The organism is Pseudomonas entomophila, assembly GCF_013523165.1.
GTDB classification, from domain to species: Bacteria; Pseudomonadota; Gammaproteobacteria; order Pseudomonadales; family Pseudomonadaceae; genus Aquipseudomonas; species Aquipseudomonas entomophila_A.
This window is the reverse complement of record NZ_JAAMQI010000040.1, coordinates 1-14,981: the sequence shown is the minus strand read 5'-3', so window position 1 is coordinate 14,981 and position 14,981 is coordinate 1. Positions and strand designations below refer to the sequence as shown.

Sequence of the window (14,981 nt, the reverse complement as noted above, 5' to 3'; positions counted from 1 at the left end):
CACCGCCTGCATCGCAGACAAGCCCTCCTATGGGCATGGCCCTGGTCTGTCAGACCTACCATGGCGTCCAAACTGTGCGGCCTTGCCGGGCCGCGACAGGGCCAGCGGTTTTACAGGGGCGCAAGGGCAGAACCCTTCACGCCTCCCGCTTGAACCTCACGCGCCACGCATGCAACAACGGCTCGGTGTACCCGCTAGGCTGCTCGCGCCCCTTGAACACCAGATCGCACGCTGCCCGGAACGCGTGAGAGGTCTCGAAAGCGCTCGCCATCGGGCGGTAGCTGGCATCCCCGGCGTTCTGCCCATCCACCACCCGCGCCATGCGCTCGAGCGTCGCCTGCACCTGCTCGACGCTGACCACGCCATGGTGCAGCCAGTTGGCGATGTGCTGCGCCGAGATGCGCAGGGTGGCCCGGTCTTCCATCAGGCCCATGTCATGGATGTCCGGCACCTTCGAGCAGCCCACACCATGCTCGACCCAGCGCACCACGTAGCCGAGGATGCCCTGGCAATTGTTGTCCAGTTCGGCCTGGACCTCTTCGGCGCTCCATGTCGGCGAAGGGCTGACCGGCACGTTCAGCAGGTCACGCAACAGCACATCGCGCTGTGCAGCGAACGGCTCGCGTTCCAGCGCGCACTGCACCTGGCGCACGTCCACCTGATGATAATGCAAGGCATGCAGGGTCGCTGCCGTGGGCGAGGGCACCCAGGCCGTGCTGGCACCGGCCTGGGGATGGGCGATCTTCTGCTCGAGCATGGCCGCCATCAGGTCCGGCATCGCCCACATGCCCTTGCCGATCTGCGCATGCCCCCGCAGCCCGCAACTCAGGCCCACGCTGACGTTGTTGCGCTCGTAGGCCTGGATCCACGCCGTGCCTTTCATGTCGCCCTTGCGCAGCATCGCCCCGGCTTCCATCGCCGTGTGCATTTCGTCACCGGTGCGGTCGAGAAAGCCGGTGTTGATGAACACCACCCGGTCGATCGCCTCGGCGATGCACGCCTTGAGGTTGACGCTGGTCCGTCGTTCCTCGTCCATGATGCCCATCTTCACGGTATGCCGAGGCAGCCCCAGCAGGTCTTCGACACGGTCGAACAGCTCGGCGGCGAAGGCCACTTCGGCCGGTCCGTGCATCTTCGGCTTGACGATGTAGACGCTGCCGGTGCGCGAGTTGCCACGGCGGCGCAGGTCGTGCAGCGCCGCCAGGCTGGTGACCACCGTGTCGAGCAGCCCTTCCGGGATCGGCTGGCCCTGCTCATCGACGATGGCCGACGTGCTCATCAGGTGGCCGACGTTGCGCACGAACAGCAGCGAGCGCCCCGGCAGGGTCAGCGGCGCGCCCTCGCGGCCCTGATAGTGCCGATCGGCTGCCAGGGTGCGGGTGAAGAACTGGCCCCCCTTGCTGACCGGCTCGGACAAGTCGCCTTTCATCAACCCTAACCAGTTGCGGTAGACGAGCACCTTGTCGTCGGCGTCCACGGCGGCCACCGAATCCTCGCAGTCCATGATGGTGGTCAGCGCCGCTTCCAGCAGCAGGTCCTTGACCCCGGCCCGGTCACTGGCGCCGATGGTGCTGTCACGATCGATCTGGATCTCCACGTGCAGGTCGTGATGAACGAGCAGCACGGCATGGGGCGCCGCGGCCTCGCCTTGATGGCCGACGAACTGCGCCGAGTCGCTCAGCCCGACCTGGCGCCCGTCGCTCAGCGTGACCTGCAACTGCCCCTGCACGACCGCGTAGGCGGTGGCCTCGGCATGGGACGCCGCGTCGAGCGGGAAGGTGCGGTCGAGAAACGCACGGGCGAAAGCGATCACCTGGGCGCCACGAGCCGGGTCATAGCCGCGCATGACGTCCGCCTGCGGATCGCGTGCGATCACGTCGGTCCCGTACAGCGCATCGTACAGTGAACCCCAGCGGGCATTGGCGGCATTGAGCGCGTAGCGGGCGTTCATCACCGGTACCACCAGCTGCGGGCCGGCCTGAACGGTGATCTCGCGGTCCACGTTGGCCGTGCGCACCCGCACCTGGTCGGGCACCGGCACCAGGTAACCGATGGCCTGCAAGTGACGCTGGTAGGCGTCCAGATCCTTTACCGGGCCGGGATGGGCGCGGTGCCAGGCGTCCAGCTCGGCCTGCAAGCGCTCGCGCTCGGCCAGCAATGCCCGGTTGCGCGGTGCCAGGGCGTGCACCAGCGCGTCGAAGCCGCGCCAGAACGCTGCCGGATCGAGGTCGGTGCCCGGCAGCACCTCGGTGTCGATGAACCGTTTGAGGGGGCTGGCCACACCGAGGCGGTGGCAGGTGACACGTTCGCTCATGGGTACTCTCCGTCCGTTCGATTCAGGTCAAGCTGGCAAGCCCATGGGCATGCCCTTTCAGGTGCGCCCAGGGGTCGATGTCGACAGAAGCAGGCCGACCTGGCGGGTTCTGGGCCGACATGTCCTGCGCCTGCATCGCAGGCAAGCCTGCTCCCACAACAACGCGACGCGCTGCAAAGCCCAGTCGCACGCTGGACACCAGGACACAGGGCTCTCAGTCTTTGGCTTGTGGCTTGTGGCTTGTGGCTTGTGGCTTGTGGCTTGTGGCTTGCAGTCTGCACTTGCACTTGCACTTGCACTTGCACTTGCACTTGCACTTGCACTTGCAGCTGCCGCTTGCAGAGCGGATGTGGGAGCCGGCTTGCCGGCGATAGGGCCGCCACATTCCCCCTCCCTGTCCCCGGCAAACCGCCTCCCGCACGTCCTGGCACCCTGTTCACAGCGCCGCAATGCCGGCCGCCGCAACCTGGGCATCCTGCTCGGCCTTGACGCCGGACACGCCGATCGCGGCGATCACCTGGCCGTCCACGCGCACTGGCAACCCGCCTTCCAGCGAAGTCAACAGCGGGGCGCTCACGAACGCGATCCGGCCGCTGTTGACCATGTCTTCGTAGCCTTTGGTGTCGCGCCGCCCCAGGGCCGCGCTGCGGGCTTTCTCGGTGGCGATGTAGGCGGCGATCGGCGCGCAGCCGTCGAGCCGTGCCAACGCCAGGGGGTGGCCGCCATCGTCGACCACGGCAATGCTCACGGCCCAGCCGTGCCGCTGCGCCTCCTCACGCGCGGCCGCCAGGAGGCGGGTGATGTCGGTGTGTTCCAGTACGGCCTTGCGTTGCATGACAAGCTCCTAGGTGAGGGCGTCTTCCAGCAGCTCGATCCAGTGACGCACAGGCGTACGCCCGGCGCCGTCGAGATGGGCCTGGCAGCCGACGTTGGCGGTGACGATCAGGTCGGGGTGGCCGCTTTCCAGCGCATCGAGGCGGTTGTCGCGCAGTTGCCGCGACAACGCCGGCTGGGTCAGCGAGTAAGTGCCGGCCGAGCCGCAGCACAGGTGGCCGTCAGGCACCGGGGTGAGGCTGAAGCCGAGCCGGGTCAGCAACGCTTCGACGGCGCCGCCGAGCTGTTGGGCATGCTGCAGGGTGCAGGGGCAATGCACGGCAAGCCGACGCTCGCTGCGCACCGCGAGGGTCTCCAAGGGCTCCCGCGCCAGCACCTCGACCAGGTCACGGGTCAAGGCGCTGACCCGGGCCGCCTTGGCGGCATAGGCCGGGTCGTCCTTGAGCAGGTGGCCATAGTCGCGCACGAACGCGCCGCAGCCACTGGCGGTCTGCACGATGGCTTCGGCGCCGGCCTCCAGCGCCGGCCACCAGGCATCAATGTTGCGGCGGGCACGTACCCGCCCTGTGTCCTGGGCATTGAGGTGATAGTCCACGGCGCCGCAGCAACCGGCCTCGCGGGCAGGTGTGATGCCGATGCCCAGGCGGTCGAGCACGCGCGACGCGGCGGCGTTGGTGTTGGGCGACAGGGTCGGCTGCACGCAGCCTTCGAGCAACAGCACCTGGCGGGCATGCAGGCGCTGAGGGCGTGGCTTGGCCGCCTGGGGCGTGCGGGGCAGCTTGTCGCGCAACGGCGAGGGCAGCAGCGGACGAAAGGCCTTGGCAGTCCGGGTCAAGGCGTCGAACAGCGCCGGGCGCGGCACCACCAGGCGCACACCTTCGCGCAGCACGCGCTCGCCGAACGGGCGCGGCACCTGGCGCTCGACCTCGGCCCGACCGATGTCCAGCAGGTCGTGGTAGCGCACCCCCGAGGGGCAGGTGGTCTCGCAATTGCGGCAGGTCAGGCAGCGGTCCAGGTGCTGCTGGGTCTTGGCGGTGACCGGCTCGCCCTCGAGCACCTGCTTGATCAGGTAGATGCGTCCGCGCGGCCCGTCCAGCTCGTCACCGAGCAGTTGATAGGTCGGGCAGGTCGCCGTGCAGAACCCGCAATGCACGCACGAGCGCAGGATCCGCTCGGCCTCGTCGGCCCGCGGCAGGCGCTTGGCCTCGTCGCTCAGGTTGGTTTGCATGACGACCTCACAACTCGGCGTACAGCCGGCCTGGATTGAAGATCCCCTTGGGGTCCAGTTGCCGCTTGAGGCTGCGGTGATAGCGCAGCAGCGGCTCGGGCAGGGGATGGAAGCCCGCTGCGCCCTGACGGTACCGGGTGGCATGCCCGCCGAGCGTGCCCACCGCGTGACGGATGTCCTCGGCCGCGGCTTCGGACGTGAGCCAGCGCTGGCCACCGCCCCAGTCGAGCAACTGCTGGCCGGGCAGGTCGAGTTCGCCGCTGCCGCTTGGCAAGGCCAGGCGCCACAGCGTCGCCGGGCTGGCGAAAAACGCCAGGCGTTGCTCGCGCAGGTCGGTCCAGTAGCGGTCTGCCAAGGGTTCTCCACCCAGGCGGTCCGCTGCCGAAGCCACCGAGCCTTCACCGCCCTCCAGGCGCAGGTGCAGGGCCTGGCCGTCATGGCTGGCCGCGCTGATCGGCAAGGGCTGTTGACCCCAGGCGGTCAGTTGCGCGAGCGCTTCGGCGCGGCTCAGGCACAGGCGCAGGCTGCGACAGGCCCGCGGGGCGGGCAGCACCTTCAACGAGACCTCGGTGAGCACCCCCAGGCACCCGAAGCTGCCGGTCAGCAGCCGCGACAGGTCGTAGCCGGCGACGTTCTTCATCACTTCGCCGCCAAAGCGCAGCAACGTGCCGTGGCCGCTGATCAACCGGGTGCCCAGGACATGGTCGCGCACCGAGCCGGCCCAGGGACGGCGGGGGCCGGACAGGCCCGCGGCGACCATGCCGCCCAGGGTCGCCCCAGGGCCCAGGTGCGGCGGCTCGAACGGCAACCGCTGGCCGGCGGCGGCGAGTACCGCCTCGACCTCCGCCAGAGGCGTGCCGGCACGCGCGGTCAGCACCAGTTCGGTCGGGTCGTAGCTGACGATGCCGCAGTGCGCGCGGGTGTCGAGCAGTTGGCCGTGCACGGCCTCGCCCAGCATGGCCTTGCTGCCGCTGCCCTGGATACGCAGGGGCGTGCCTTCGGCCAAGGCTTGTTCGACCTGCGCCAGCAGCGCGGCACTGGCATCGCGATCGGTGCTCATCAGAAGCGCTCCAGGTCGGGGAAGGGCAGTTGCCCCTGATGCACGTGCATCGCACCGAACTCGGCGCAGCGGTGCAGGGTCGGGACGTTCTTGCCCGGGTTGAGCAAGCCCTGCGCGTCGAAGGCCTGCTTGACCGCATGGAACAGGGTCAGCTCGTCACCGTTGAACTGCACGCACATCTGGTTGATCTTCTCGCGGCCTACCCCATGCTCGCCGGTGATGCTGCCCCCGACCGCCACGCACAGCTCGAGGATCCGGCTGCCCAGCGCCTCGGCGCGCTCCAGCTCGCCGAGTTGGTTGGCGTCGAACAGGATCAACGGGTGCATGTTGCCATCGCCGGCGTGGAACACGTTGGCCACCCGCAGCCCATGCTGGCGCGACAGCGCGGCGATGGCCTCGAGCACGCCGGGCAAGGCACGTCGTGGGATGGTGCCATCCATGCAGTAGTAGTCCGGCGACAGCCGCCCGACCGCCGGAAAGGCGTTCTTGCGGCCGGCCCAGAAACGCGCCCGCTCGGCTGCATCCTGCGCCACGCGCACCTCGGTGGCGCCGGCGGCGCGCAGCACTGCCTCGACCCGCTGGCAGTCGTCGTGCACGTCGGCTTCTACGCCATCGAGTTCGCACAGCAGGATCGCCGCGGCCTCGATCGGGTAACCGGCGTGAATGAAGTCCTCGGCCGCGCGGATCGACAGGTTGTCCATCATCTCCAGACCGCCAGGGATGATGCCGGCACTGATGATGTCGGCCACGGCGCGCCCGGCCTGCTCCACGGTGTCGAAACTGGCCAGCAGCACCCGGGCGACCTGGGGCATCGGCAGCAGTTTGACGGTCACTTCTGTGACGATGCCCAGCAGGCCTTCGGAGCCGGTGAACAGCGCCAACAGGTCGAAGCCCGGTGCATCCAGCGCGTCGCTGCCCAGGGTCATGCGCTCGCCTTCGATGGTCATGACCTCCACCTTCAGCAGGTTGTGCACGGTCAGCCCGTACTTCAGGCAATGCACGCCCCCGGCGTTCTCGGCCACGTTGCCGCCGATCGAGCAGGCGATCTGCGACGAAGGGTCCGGTGCGTAGTACAGGCCATGCGGGGCAGCAGCCTGGGAAATGGCCAGGTTGCGCACGCCCGGCTGCACACGGGCGAAGCGGCCGGCGGGGTTGACCTCGAGAATCCGATTGAAGCGCGCCATCACCAGCAGCACACCCTGTTCCAGCGGCAAGGCGCCGCCGGACAGCCCGGTGCCGGCGCCACGGGCCACCACGGGAACCCGCAAGGCATGGCACACCTGGAGCAGCGCCTGGACCTGTTCGAGCCGCACGGGTAGCGCCACCAGCAGCGGCACCACCCGGTAGGCGGACAGCCCATCGCATTCGTAAGGCCGCAGGTCTTCCAGGCTGTGCAGCAGGTCGAGGTCCGGCAGCTCGGCACGCAGCCGCTGGAGCAGCTCGGCCTTGTCCACGCGGGCCAATGCACCGTCGACGCGCTCGTCGTAGAGGAGGTTCATGGCGCTTCCTTGTTTTTGTGGTCGCCGCAGCGCCCGGCGCTGGCCATGGGGCAGGACGGGTTCGCCAGCCTGAGCGTGCCGGGGGCCATGGCCACTGTCGAGGCCACAGACGACTGGTCGGACCAGTTCGTGTCGGACCAGGCGCTGCATGACCTGCGGACCCTCGGTTCCTGGACTACGCTGTGTCGAGACCGACATGGCCGTGCGCCACTGGTCCGACCAGTTCAGGAGATTTTGCGATGCTCAGCTCGTCCACCCCGGCACCTGCCAGGCTCCAGGTTGCCGAACAGGTCGCCATGCGCCTGGAGAAGCTCATCGTCGACGGTGTGCTCAAGGTCGGCCAGGCCCTGCCCTCCGAGCGTCGTCTGGTGGACAAGCTCGGATGCTCCCGCTCGGCCCTGCGCGAAGGCCTGCGCATCCTGCGCGGTCGCGGCATCATCGACACCGAGCATGGGCGTGGCTCCTACGTCGCCGATCTCGACCGGGCGGATCACACCACCCCCCTGATGCACCTGTTCAGCTCCCAGCCGCGCACCTTGTTCGACCTGCTCGAAGTGCGCGCCCTGCTCGAGGGCGAATCCGCACGGCTCGCTGCCCTGCGCGCCACCGAGGTGGACCGCCTGTTGATCACGCGTCGGTTCCAGGAGATGGTCGCCGCCCACGAGGGCCCGCAGCGGCACGACGCCCGCGAGCAGGCCCGCCTGGACCATGGCTTCCACCGCGCGATCAGCGAGGCCTCGCACAACCCGGTGCTGGTGCACACCCTGCAGACCCTCAGCGACCTGACCTTGAGCACGGTGTTCGCCTGCGTGAACAACCTCTACTGCCGGCCGGCCCTCAAGCGTCAAATCGACCGTCAGCACACCCGGCTCTACCACGCCGTCATGGCGCAACTGCCCGAGCAGGCGCTGCGGGCCGCGCGGGATCACATCCACAGCGTTCGCGACCATCTGCGCGAGATCGAGCAGGAGGAACAGCGCCTGGTCCGTGCCACCATGCGCCTGGAAGGCTGGGGCTGAACCACCGGTCAGGTGGGCAGGGTTCCAGGCCCGAACGGGGTCTATCCGACCACCAGCACTTGCGTAGGAACCTCTCTACAAATACTGTATGAATATTCAGTCCAGAGAGTGCGCCAATGCAGCTGATCGCCAAGCTCGGCATCCTCGCCGACGCCGCCAAGTACGATGCCTCCTGTGCCAGCAGCGGTGCGCCCAAGCGCAGCTCGCGCGGGCGCGACGGCATCGGCTCGACCAATGGCATGGGCATTTGTCACAGCTTCACGCCTGACGGGCGCTGCGTGTCCCTGCTCAAGATCCTGCTCACCAACTTCTGCCTGTACGACTGCCAATACTGCATCAACCGTCGCTCCAGCAACGTGCCCCGGGCCCGCTTCACGCCCGAGGAAGTGGTGCGCCTGACGCTGGACTTCTACCGCCGCAACTGCATCAGCGGGCTGTTCCTCAGCTCCGGCATCATTCGCTCGGCCGACTACACCATGGAGCAGATGGTGCAGGTCGCGCGCCTGCTGCGCGAAGAACACAACTTCCGTGGTTACATCCACCTCAAGACCATCCCGGATGCCGATCCGCTGCTGATCGAGGAAGCCGGGCGCCTGGCCGACCGCCTGAGCGTCAACATCGAGCTGCCCACCGACGACAGCCTCAAGCGGCTGGCCCCGGAAAAGCAGGCCAGTACCATCCGCCAGGCCATGGGCACCATCCAGCGCGGCCAACTGAACGTGGCAGGCGAGCCGCGGGCTCCCCGCTTTGCGCCGTCCGGGCAGAGCACGCAGATGATCGTCGGTGCCGACACCACCGACGACCGTACCATCCTGCGCAACGCCGAGTCGTTGTACACCGGCTTCGGTCTCAAGCGGGTGTACTACTCGGCGTTCAGCCCCATCCCGGACAGCCCTGACAGCGTACCCCTGGCCGCGCCGCCGCTGCTGCGCGAGCATCGCCTGTATCAGGCCGATTTCCTGATGCGTGGCTATGGCTACAAGGCCGGCGAACTGCTGGGCAAGGCCGGCAACCTGGACCTGGACATCGATCCCAAGCTGGCCTGGGCGCTGTCCAACCGCGACGTCTTCCCGGTGGACGTGAACCGCGCCGAGCCGGCCGTACTGGCGCGCATTCCTGGCGTGGGCATGCGCAGCGTGCAGCGGCTGGTGGCCTTGCGCCGCGAGCGTCGCATCCGCTACGACGACCTCATCCAGCTGCGCTGCGTGCTGGAAAAGGCCAGGCCCTTCATCGTCACCAGCGACTACCGGCCCCCAGAGGCGGACGTGCGCAGCAGCCTGTTGCGTGCACGCCTGCGCGAGCCGCAGGCCCCGGTGCAGATGGGGTTGTGGGGGTGATCGCACTCGACTGCGAGGAACGCTTCGCCTGTTGGCGCGACCAGGCACGCACCCTGCTCAGCCACGGCATCGATCCGTCCCAGGTCAACTGGGCCCAGGGGCCGATGGACGATCTGCTGGCCGTGCCGCGCCCGCTGCCCGACGGCCTCGGGCCGTTTCGCGCACGCATTCCCGGGACCTTGCTCGGCCAACTGGAGCACGCCTCGCGGTACTGCGGCGAGCAGCGCTGGAACCTGCTCTACGAGGTGCTCTGGCGGGTCGCCCATGGCGACCGTACCGCCATGCTGCCCGGCGATCGTCTGGGCAGCGAGTTGCACCGGCGCATCAAGCAGGTCAACCGCGAGGCCCATCACCTGCACGCGTTCCTGCGTTTCGTGCCGTTGCCCGAAGCGGTCGCCGAGCGCCTGCAACTGGACCTGATCGCCTACCACGAGCCGGCGCACGACATCCTCGAAAGCGCCAGCGGGCATTTCGCCGAGCGGCTGGGCCGTCAACGCTGGCTGATCGCGACACCGCTCGACGGCATTCACTACGACGGCGCGGCCTTCGACTATCGCCGCGTCTGCCCGTCGCACTGGCAGGCCTGGGCCCAGCACGCCGAGGACCCGGGCGCCGAACTGTGGCGCGTCTACTACCGGCATATCTTCAACCCGGCACGGCTCAACCCCGATGCCATGCGCATGCACATGCCGGGGCGTTTCTGGCGCCATCTGCCGGAGGGCGACCTGATTCCCCATCTGGTGGGGCAGGCGCGGCATGGCAAGCAGCGTGACGGTCAGGCCGTGGAAGTCGGGCAGCAGGCGGGCAAGCGGATCGCCCATGGGCCCGTGGGCACCGGCAGGCAGGAAAAGGCAGGCGAGGGCAGGGCAGACGGCTGAAACGCAGAAAAAAGAAAACCCGCCAGGGCAGCGGGTCAAGAACGTTTCGAAGCCAGATCAGTGTGCCCAAGTGAATGTCGGAAAAACGTGAAAGCGGTGTTCAGGGTTCGTTGGCGGTGCGCAGGTGCTGACGTCCAGCTCACCCGATTGCGAACGGCGCCAGCTGCAAGCCTTGGTCGTCCACCTGCAACGCCCAGCCCTGACGGTCCCAGTCGCCCAGCACGATGCGCCGCGCCGGCTCGTCGTCGACCATCAGCTTGTGGATCGCCGGCCGATGGGTGTGCCCATGGATCAGCGTGCGCACGCCATGGGCCGCCATGACCCGAGGCACTTCCTCGGCGGTGACGTCGATGATCTCCGTGGCCTTCATCCGCGTCTGCGCCTTGCTCTCGTTGCGCAGCTTGCGCGCCAGGCGCTGCCGGCTGGCCAGCGACAAGTGACGCAGGACCCACAGGGTCAGCGGATGGCGCAACAACCGACGCAGCTTCATGTAGCCCACATCCCGCGTGCACAGGCTATCGCCGTGCATCAACAGGACGCGCTCGCCCCCGAGGTCCACCACGGTGGGGTCGTCGAGCAGTGTGCAACCGGCAGCCTCGCAGAACCCTGGGCCGATCAGGAAGTCGCGGTTGCCATGCATCAGGTACACCGCCGTACCGCGGTCGCTCACCGCACGCAACGCCTGGCAGATCGACTGCTGGAACGGTGACATGCCATCGTCACCGATCCAGGCCTCGAAGAAGTCGCCCAGGATGTACAGCGCGCTGGCGCTCCGCGCACGGCCGTCGAGCAAAGCGAGAAACGCCCGGGTGATGTCCGGGCGCTCTTCTTGCAGGTGCAGGTCGGAGATCAGCAGGATCACTCAACGATCTCGGCTTTCTCGATGATCACGTCGTCTTTCGGCACGTCCTGATGGCCGGCCTTGGAACCGGTGGCCACGCCTTCGATGGCATCGACCACGTCACGGCCTTCGATCACTTCGCCGAACACTGCGTAACCCCAGCCCTGGGTGTTCTTGCCGCTGTGGTTGAGGAAGGCGTTGTCCGAGGCGTTGATGAAGAACTGCGCCGAGGCCGAGTGCGGGTCCATGGTACGGGCCATGGCGACACTGTACTTGGTGTTCTTCAGGCCGTTGTCGGCCTCGTTCTGGATCGAGGCACGCGTCTTCTTCTGGCTCATGCCCGGTTCGAAACCACCGCCCTGGATCATGAAGCCCTTGATCACACGGTGGAACACGGTGCCGTCGAAGTGGCCTTCCTTGACGTACTGAACGAAGTTCGCGGTGGTCTGTGGCGCTTTTTCGGTGTTCAGTTGCAGAACGATGTCGCCGTGGTTGGTGCTCAGTTTGACTTTGGACATGCGGGAACTCGCTTTTTCAAGACGTTCATGAAGAGGGTCCGCCAACGGGCGTACGCAAGACCTGACGCACGTTTCCAGGGCCAGGACACACGTCGCGTCATGCGAGGGGCGTGGCCTGGCGATAAAACACGGCAGATTCTCGGCGGCCGGCTGTCAGCGGCTTGACTGCTTCGGCTATGATAAGCCCTTTGATTCAGTCGGCCTACCCAATGGCCGTTTACCCGTCTTCAAAGGATCCACATGAGCAAGCCCACTGCCGACAACGCTCCGAACGCCGCTGCCAAAGGCGCTCCTGCCGTCCCTGCGAACTTCCTGCGGCCGATCATTCAGGCGGACCTGGACGCCGGCAAGCACAGCACCATCGTCACGCGTTTCCCGCCAGAGCCCAATGGTTACCTGCACATCGGCCACGCCAAGTCGATCTGCGTGAACTTCGGCCTGGCCAAGGAATTCGGCGGTGCCTGTCACCTGCGGTTCGACGACACCAACCCGGCCAAGGAAGACCAGGAGTACATCGACGCCATCCAGCGCGACGTCAAATGGCTGGGCTTCGAGTGGGCCGGCGAGGTGCGTTACGCCTCGAACTATTTCGACCAGCTGCACGACTGGGCAGTGGAGCTGATCAAGCGCGGCAAGGCCTACGTCTGCGACCTGACTCCGGACGAGGCGCGCGCCTACCGCGGCAGCCTGACCGAGCCGGGCAAGGACAGCCCGTACCGCGAGCGCAGCGTCGAGGAGAACCTGGACCTGTTCGCACGCATGAAGGCCGGCGAGTTCAAGGACGGCGAGCGCGTGCTGCGCGCCAAGATCGACATGGCGTCGCCGAACATGAACCTGCGCGACCCGATCCTCTACCGGATCCGCCACGCGCATCACCACCAGACGGGCGATGCCTGGTGCATCTACCCCAACTACGACTTCACCCACGGCCAGTCCGACGCGATCGAGGGCATCACCCACTCGATCTGCACCCTCGAGTTCGAGGGTCACCGTCCGCTGTACGAGTGGTTCCTGGCCAATCTGCCGGTGCCGGCGCACCCCCGTCAGTACGAGTTCAGCCGGCTGAACCTGAACTACACCATCACCTCCAAGCGCAAGCTCAAGCAACTGGTGGACGAGCAGCACGTCGAGGCCTGGGACGACCCGCGCATGTCGACCCTGTCGGGCTTCCGTCGCCGTGGCTACACCCCGGCGTCGATCCGCAACTTCTGCGAGATGATCGGCACCAACCGCTCCGACGGCGTGGTCGACATGTCGATGCTCGAGTTCTGCATCCGTGACGACCTGGACCGCACCGCGCCACGCGCCATGTGCGTGCTGCGTCCGCTGAAAGTGGTCATCACCAACTACCCTGAAGGCCAGGTCGAACAGCTCGAGCTGCCGCGCCATCCCAAGGAAGACATGGGCGTGCGCGTGCTGCCGTTCGCCCGCGAGCTGTACATCGACCGCGACGACTACATGGAAACGCCGCCCAAGGGCTACAAGCGCCTGGAGCCCAACGGTGAAGTCCGCCTGCGCGGCAGCTACGTGATCCGTGCCGACGAGGCGATCAGGGACGCCGACGGCAACCTCGTCGAGCTGCGCTGCTCCTACGATCCGGACACCCTGGGCAAGAACCCTGAAGGTCGCAAGGTCAAGGGCGTGATCCACTGGGTGCCGGCCGAGGGCAGCCTGGAATGCGAAGTGCGCCTGTACGATCGCCTGTTCCGCTCGCCGAACCCGGAGAAGACCGAGGACGGCGGCAGCTTCCTGGACAACATCAACCCGGACTCGCTGCAGGTGCTGACCGGCTGCCGTGCCGAACCGTCGCTGGCCCAGGCCGCGCCGGAGGACCGCTTCCAGTTCGAGCGCGAAGGCTACTTCTGCGCCGACCTGAAGGACAGCCAGCCGGGTCGTCCGGTGTTCAACCGCACCGTCACCCTGCGTGACTCCTGGGGCAGCTGAGGACTTTTCGTGCTAACCATCTACAACACCCTGACCAAGGCCAAGGAAGTCTTCACCCCGCTCGATGGCAACACGGTGCGCATGTACGTCTGCGGCATGACCGTGTACGACTACTGCCACCTGGGCCACGGGCGCAGCATGGTGGCCTTCGACCTGGCCACCCGTTGGCTGCGCAAGAGCGGGTACGACCTGACCTACGTGCGCAACATCACCGACATCGACGACAAGATCATCCACCGTGCCAATGCCAACGGCGAGCGCTTCGATGCGCTCACCGCGCGCATGATCGAAGCGATGCACGAGGACGAACGACGCCTGAACATCCTGCCGCCGGACCAGGAGCCTCGCGCCACCGACCACATCCCCGGCATGCACGCGATGATCCAGACCCTCATCGACAAGGGCTACGCCTACGCGCCGGGCAATGGCGACGTGTACTACCGCGTCGGCAAGTTCGTCGGCTACGGCAAGCTGTCGCGGCGCAAGATCGAAGACTTGCGCATCGGCGCCCGTATCGAAGTGGGCGAAGCCAAGCAGGACCCGCTGGACTTCGTGCTGTGGAAGGCGGCCAAGCCGGGCGAGCCGAGCTGGGCGTCGCCCTGGGGCGAAGGCCGTCCGGGCTGGCACATCGAATGCTCGGTGATGTCCACCTGCTGCCTGGGCGAGAGCTTCGACATCCATGGCGGCGGCAGCGACCTGGAGTTCCCGCACCACGAGAACGAGATCGCCCAGAGCGAGGCGGCCACCGGCAAGCCGTATGCCAAGGCCTGGATGCACTGCGGCATGATCCGCATCAACGGCGAGAAGATGTCCAAGTCGTTGAACAACTTCTTCACGATCCGCGACGTGCTCGCCAAGTACCACCCCGAGGTGGTGCGCTACCTGTTGGTGGCGAGCCACTACCGCAGCGCGATCAACTACTCCGAAGACAGCCTGCGCGACGCCAAGGGTGCCCTGGAACGCTTCTACCACGCCTTGCGTGGCCTGCCTCGCGTGCCCGCGGCAGGGGGCGAGGCCTTCGCCGAGCGCTTCGCCGTGGCGATGAACGATGACTTCGGTACGCCTGAGGCCTGCGCGGTGCTGTTCGACCTGGTGCGCGAGATCAATCGCCTGCGTGACAGCGATCCTCAGGCGGCAGCCGGTCTGGCAGGTCGCCTGCGCGAGCTGGGTGACGTGCTGGGCGTGCTTCAGCTGGAGGCCGACGACTTCCTGCGCGCTGGCGCCGAAGGCAAGGTCGACGCGGCCGAAGTCGAGGCCCTGATCCAGGCGCGCCTGGCGGCGCGCGCGCAGAAGAACTGGGCCGAGTCCGACCGGGTGCGCGACCAGCTGACCGCGATGGGCGTGGTGCTGGAAGACGGCAAAGGTGGCACGACCTGGCGGTTGGCGGAGTGAGGCGGCGTCAGGGTCTGCGGGTGTCCTGACAGCGCGCGGGGTCGCAATGCGGCCCCGCGGAGTGGGTCTGGCATTCTGGTAGAACCTGCGTCAACGCAACGACTGCTTTGTGGGCCC

At 67.3% G+C, this 14,981-nt stretch carries 12 protein-coding genes; 5 read left to right on the top strand and 7 right to left on the bottom strand.

Annotated features, from left to right (window positions below; genetic code table 11):
• Positions 1–136: 136 nt before the first annotated feature.
• The 5 genes from G7Z99_RS19260 to glcD all read right to left on the bottom strand — a co-directional run bounded on the left by G7Z99_RS19260 (position 137) and on the right by glcD (position 6,935).
• Positions 137–2,314 carry a malate synthase G gene (locus tag G7Z99_RS19260; protein WP_181096673.1) on the bottom strand — a complete coding sequence of 726 codons (2,178 nt, stop codon included), beginning with the start codon at positions 2,312–2,314 and terminating at the stop codon, positions 137–139.
• 436 nt (positions 2,315–2,750) lie between these two features.
• Entirely contained in the window at positions 2,751–3,149 is a 399-nt protein-coding gene (locus G7Z99_RS19255; RefSeq protein ID WP_181096672.1) for a heme-binding protein, read from the bottom strand.
• Positions 3,150–3,158: 9 nt separating this feature from the next.
• A complete protein-coding gene (gene glcF / locus G7Z99_RS19250; RefSeq protein WP_181096670.1) occupies positions 3,159–4,376 on the bottom strand; it encodes a glycolate oxidase subunit GlcF in 1,218 nt (405 codons plus the stop codon).
• Between the two features lie 7 nt (positions 4,377–4,383).
• Positions 4,384–5,436 carry a glycolate oxidase subunit GlcE gene (gene glcE, locus G7Z99_RS19245; protein ID WP_181096668.1) on the bottom strand — a complete coding sequence of 351 codons (1,053 nt, stop codon included), beginning with the start codon at positions 5,434–5,436 and terminating at the stop codon, positions 4,384–4,386.
• Positions 5,436–6,935, bottom strand: coding sequence for a glycolate oxidase subunit GlcD (gene glcD, locus G7Z99_RS19240; RefSeq protein WP_181096666.1), 1,500 nt, complete (start codon positions 6,933–6,935; stop codon positions 5,436–5,438). The genes glcE and glcD overlap by 1 nt, the downstream gene beginning before the upstream one ends.
• Positions 6,936–7,174: 239 nt before the next feature.
• Between glcD and glcC the strand changes: the two genes are divergently transcribed.
• The 3 genes from glcC (at position 7,175) to G7Z99_RS19225 (ending at position 10,169) form a co-directional block, all read left to right on the top strand.
• Positions 7,175–7,954 carry a transcriptional regulator GlcC gene (gene glcC / locus G7Z99_RS19235; protein WP_181096664.1) on the top strand — a complete coding sequence of 260 codons (780 nt, stop codon included), beginning with the start codon at positions 7,175–7,177 and terminating at the stop codon, positions 7,952–7,954.
• 116 nt (positions 7,955–8,070) lie between these two features.
• Positions 8,071–9,291 carry a putative DNA modification/repair radical SAM protein gene (locus tag G7Z99_RS19960; protein ID WP_181096662.1) on the top strand — a complete coding sequence of 407 codons (1,221 nt, stop codon included), beginning with the start codon at positions 8,071–8,073 and terminating at the stop codon, positions 9,289–9,291.
• Positions 9,288–10,169 carry a TIGR03915 family putative DNA repair protein gene (locus G7Z99_RS19225; RefSeq protein ID WP_181096660.1) on the top strand — a complete coding sequence of 294 codons (882 nt, stop codon included), beginning with the start codon at positions 9,288–9,290 and terminating at the stop codon, positions 10,167–10,169. The genes G7Z99_RS19960 and G7Z99_RS19225 overlap by 4 nt, the downstream gene beginning before the upstream one ends.
• A gap of 139 nt (positions 10,170–10,308) precedes the next feature.
• Here G7Z99_RS19225 and lpxH read toward each other — a convergent pair whose 3' ends face one another.
• Positions 10,309–11,031: a UDP-2,3-diacylglucosamine diphosphatase gene (gene lpxH / locus G7Z99_RS19220; protein WP_181096658.1), complete on the bottom strand. Its 723-nt coding sequence runs from the start codon at positions 11,029–11,031 to the stop codon at positions 10,309–10,311.
• On the bottom strand, positions 11,028–11,528 hold the full coding sequence (locus G7Z99_RS19215; protein WP_181096656.1) for a peptidylprolyl isomerase: 501 nt from the start codon (positions 11,526–11,528) through the stop codon (positions 11,028–11,030). The genes lpxH and G7Z99_RS19215 overlap by 4 nt, the downstream gene beginning before the upstream one ends.
• A 240-nt stretch (positions 11,529–11,768) precedes the next feature.
• Here G7Z99_RS19215 and G7Z99_RS19210 point away from each other — a divergent pair, with 240 nt between their 5' ends.
• Both G7Z99_RS19210 and cysS read left to right on the top strand, forming a co-directional pair.
• Positions 11,769–13,472, top strand: coding sequence for a glutamine--tRNA ligase/YqeY domain fusion protein (locus tag G7Z99_RS19210; protein WP_181096654.1), 1,704 nt, complete (start codon positions 11,769–11,771; stop codon positions 13,470–13,472).
• 9 nt (positions 13,473–13,481) lie between these two features.
• Positions 13,482–14,864, top strand: coding sequence for a cysteine--tRNA ligase (cysS, locus tag G7Z99_RS19205; RefSeq protein ID WP_181096652.1), 1,383 nt, complete (start codon positions 13,482–13,484; stop codon positions 14,862–14,864).
• Positions 14,865–14,981 lie beyond the last annotated feature (117 nt).

What these genes read in the sequence shown, in the direction of transcription:
- G7Z99_RS19260 (WP_181096673.1), bottom strand. Translation starts at nt 2,314, where the DNA reads ATGAGCGAACGTGTCACCTGCCACCGCCTCGGTGTGGCCAGCCCCCTC.
- G7Z99_RS19255 (WP_181096672.1), bottom strand. Translation starts at nt 3,149, where the DNA reads ATGCAACGCAAGGCCGTACTGGAACACACCGACATCACCCGCCTCCTG.
- glcF (WP_181096670.1), bottom strand. Translation starts at nt 4,376, where the DNA reads ATGCAAACCAACCTGAGCGACGAGGCCAAGCGCCTGCCGCGGGCCGAC.
- glcE (WP_181096668.1), bottom strand. Translation starts at nt 5,436, where the DNA reads ATGAGCACCGATCGCGATGCCAGTGCCGCGCTGCTGGCGCAGGTCGAA.
- glcD (WP_181096666.1), bottom strand. Translation starts at nt 6,935, where the DNA reads ATGAACCTCCTCTACGACGAGCGCGTCGACGGTGCATTGGCCCGCGTG.
- glcC (WP_181096664.1), top strand. Translation starts at nt 7,175, where the DNA reads ATGCTCAGCTCGTCCACCCCGGCACCTGCCAGGCTCCAGGTTGCCGAA.
- G7Z99_RS19960 (WP_181096662.1), top strand. Translation starts at nt 8,071, where the DNA reads ATGCAGCTGATCGCCAAGCTCGGCATCCTCGCCGACGCCGCCAAGTAC.
- G7Z99_RS19215 (WP_181096656.1), bottom strand. Translation starts at nt 11,528, where the DNA reads ATGTCCAAAGTCAAACTGAGCACCAACCACGGCGACATCGTTCTGCAA.
- G7Z99_RS19210 (WP_181096654.1), top strand. Translation starts at nt 11,769, where the DNA reads ATGAGCAAGCCCACTGCCGACAACGCTCCGAACGCCGCTGCCAAAGGC.